The 2,628-nt window shown below is 42.6% G+C and carries 3 protein-coding genes; all 3 read left to right on the forward strand.

From position 1 onward, the window contains the following. Positions 1 to 196 precede the first annotated feature (196 nt). The 3 genes from GF401_15120 to GF401_15130 all read left to right on the forward strand — a co-directional run bounded on the left by GF401_15120 (position 197) and on the right by GF401_15130 (position 2,416). On the forward strand, positions 197 to 499 hold the full coding sequence (locus GF401_15120) for a hypothetical protein (protein MBD3346382.1): 303 nt from the start codon (positions 197 to 199) through the stop codon (positions 497 to 499). A 149-nt stretch (positions 500 to 648) separates the two neighbouring features. Next, entirely contained in the window at positions 649 to 1,302 is a 654-nt protein-coding gene (locus tag GF401_15125; GenBank protein MBD3346383.1) for an N-acetyltransferase, read from the forward strand. A 28-nt stretch (positions 1,303 to 1,330) separates the two neighbouring features. Next, on the forward strand, positions 1,331 to 2,416 hold the full coding sequence (locus GF401_15130; protein ID MBD3346384.1) for a UDP-N-acetylglucosamine 2-epimerase (non-hydrolyzing): 1,086 nt from the start codon (positions 1,331 to 1,333) through the stop codon (positions 2,414 to 2,416). The last annotated feature ends 212 nt before the right edge of the window (positions 2,417 to 2,628 follow it).

Raw genomic sequence — 2,628 nt, forward strand, 5'->3', positions numbered from 1 at the left:
CACCAGGAAGCAGCGGTGGCCCAGTACTGAATGAAAGGGGCGAAGTCATTGGTGTTTCAGTGGCCACATTTAGGGGCGGCCAGAATCTTAACTTCGCAATCCCGGCGAACTATCTGAAAGTATTGGTCGGAAAAGCAGGTTATTTCCGGCAATTCGCAAAAGCAGTCTATGATTGGAAACCATAAGCAATTTTCGTATGAGCATATTCCAGTCCACGATTTCACCTAGTAAAAATTTCATGCTAATCCCTAATGATACATCACCGGATGCTGAGCATGTGCAGATAGAATTACTTCGCCGTGCAGGTCCCGCAGGGCGATTCAGGAAAATGGCATCATTAAGTCATTCTGTCGTGAAGATGTCCAAAAGGGCCATCGCCCGCCAAAACCCCACTCTTAGTGACTTTGAACAATCAATGTTATTTGTAACGCTTCATTATGGAATAGAGCTGGAAAGAAAGATCCGGAAATTTTTGATCAACCGAGGACATGGTGAATAGATTTGAAATTGAAACAACCATCCGTCCTTTTGTAGAGGTGCTTGACGAGCTGGGGGTCCCGTACCAAATTGGCGGTTCGGTAGCCAGCTCAATATTTGGTGTAGAGAGAGGGGAAAACATGACGCATTTAAGAAAGGATAAATAATAACTTGAACTATTTCAAACATGAATCGGCATATGTTGATGAACCTTGCGAAATAGGCAGTGGCACGAAAATCTGGCATTTTTCTCATGTTATGAAAAATGCAAAAATTGGTGAAAATTGCATTCTCGGCCAGAACGTAAACATCGCCGGTAATGTTGTAACAGGGAATAATGTCAAAATACAGAATAATGTTTCTGTGTATGAAGGTACGATTATTGAAGATGATGTTTTTCTGGGACCTTCATGCGTATTGACAAATGTTACGAACCCTCGGTCCCAGGTCAACCGGCAAGCCCTTTATGAAAAAATCCACATTTGCCGTGGAGCGACAATTGGTGCAAATGCAACAATTGTATGTGGTATTACTATCGGTCGATATGCATTTATTGCAGCCGGTGCGGTAGTTACCAAAGATGTTCCGGATTATGCATTCATGATCGGCATACCTGCTAAACAAAATGGATGGATGAGCCGGCATGGACATCGATTAATCAAATCTGATGAAAATGATATGTACATATGCCCAGAAAGCGGTTTACGGTACTCAGTCACGCAGTCAGGTAACCTCAAGTGCCTGGACATTGATGAGGAGCAGCCACTGCCCGAAGATATGAGAGCAGGGAAACTGTCTTACAAAGAATTTAAAAAGATATCCTGAATAAACTAATAATTTGCAGAAACAACGGATGAATAAAATTATCACGGTCATCGGCGCCCGCCCACAATTTATAAAGGCAGCTCCGGTCTCCAAAGCTCTGATTAAAACCGGCGGATTTAAAGAAATAATTGTTCATACCGGACAGCATTACGACAGCAATATGTCGGATGTTTTTTTTGATGAACTTGAAATGAAATCTCCGGATTACAACTTGGAAGTTGGGAGCGGAACTCATGCTGAACAAACCGGTGAGATTATGAAACGGCTGGAGAAGGTCCTTGTTGATGAACAACCTGGCCTCGTTTTGATTTATGGCGATACCAATTCGACCGCTGCTGCTGCATTAGCCTCTGCAAAACTGCATATACCGGTTGCCCACGTTGAAGGCGGGATGAGATCTTTTAACCGGGATATGCCCGAAGAAATAAACCGGATCGTCGCCGATCACCTGTCATCTCTGCACCTCTGTTCCACTACTACTGCAATAGCAAATTTGAAAAATGAGGGGATCACGCAAAACGTCTATCATGTCGGCGATGTCATGTACGATACAGCATTGTTCGCTGCTCAAAAAGCAAAAGAAAAAAGCACTATACTCGAAGATTTAGCAATAGCTCCAAAAGAATACATCCTCGCAACAATTCATCGACAGGAAAATACCGATAACCGGCTGCGTCTGGAAAATATTGCTGAAGCTTTTGGCAAGCTGAGCAAGGAATTTAAAATAATCCTGCCGCTGCACCCACGTACGAAAAAGTATATCCAGGAGTATGGCCTTTCAGCACGCATGCAAAAAGTAAAACTTGTCGATCCGGTTGGCTTTTTAGATATGGCAAGCCTTGAAAGCAATGCGCTGGCACTCGCCACCGATTCGGGCGGGGTTCAGAAAGAAGCGTATTTCCACCGGGTTCCGTGCGTTACCCTCAGGGACCAGACTGAATGGGTGGAAACTATAGATGCAGGGTGGAATGCTCTAGCAGATACGGCATCGGTGGCAAATATAGTGTCATCTATTCGTAAAATGTTATTGAATGAAGACAGGGATGCAATTGCAGATTATGGTGATGGGCATGCTGCTGATAAAATTGTAGATCAAATTCAATTTTTTGTATAGTATTTATTAAGTGAATATTATAGATTTCAATAAAGTAAAAGCAAGTTTTAAAGGAGAATTTTTCAGTAATGTTGCGAACTGATAGGCAATTTGATTTTCTAAGAGGAGTATAGTACTCAGCGTTTTTGTGAGCAAAATGATCAACCTGTTTTCGTTCAAAGATGCTCAAACTCGCGATTTTTCACTATAAGGAAGGTTCTCTTCTGAGCAGA

Source organism: Chitinivibrionales bacterium (assembly GCA_014728215.1).
In the GTDB taxonomy this organism is placed as follows: domain Bacteria; phylum Fibrobacterota; class Chitinivibrionia; order Chitinivibrionales; family WJKA01; genus WJKA01.

What these genes read in the sequence shown, in the direction of transcription:
- GF401_15120 (MBD3346382.1), top strand. Translation starts at nt 197, where the DNA reads ATGAGCATATTCCAGTCCACGATTTCACCTAGTAAAAATTTCATGCTA.
- GF401_15130 (MBD3346384.1), top strand. Translation starts at nt 1,331, where the DNA reads ATGAATAAAATTATCACGGTCATCGGCGCCCGCCCACAATTTATAAAG.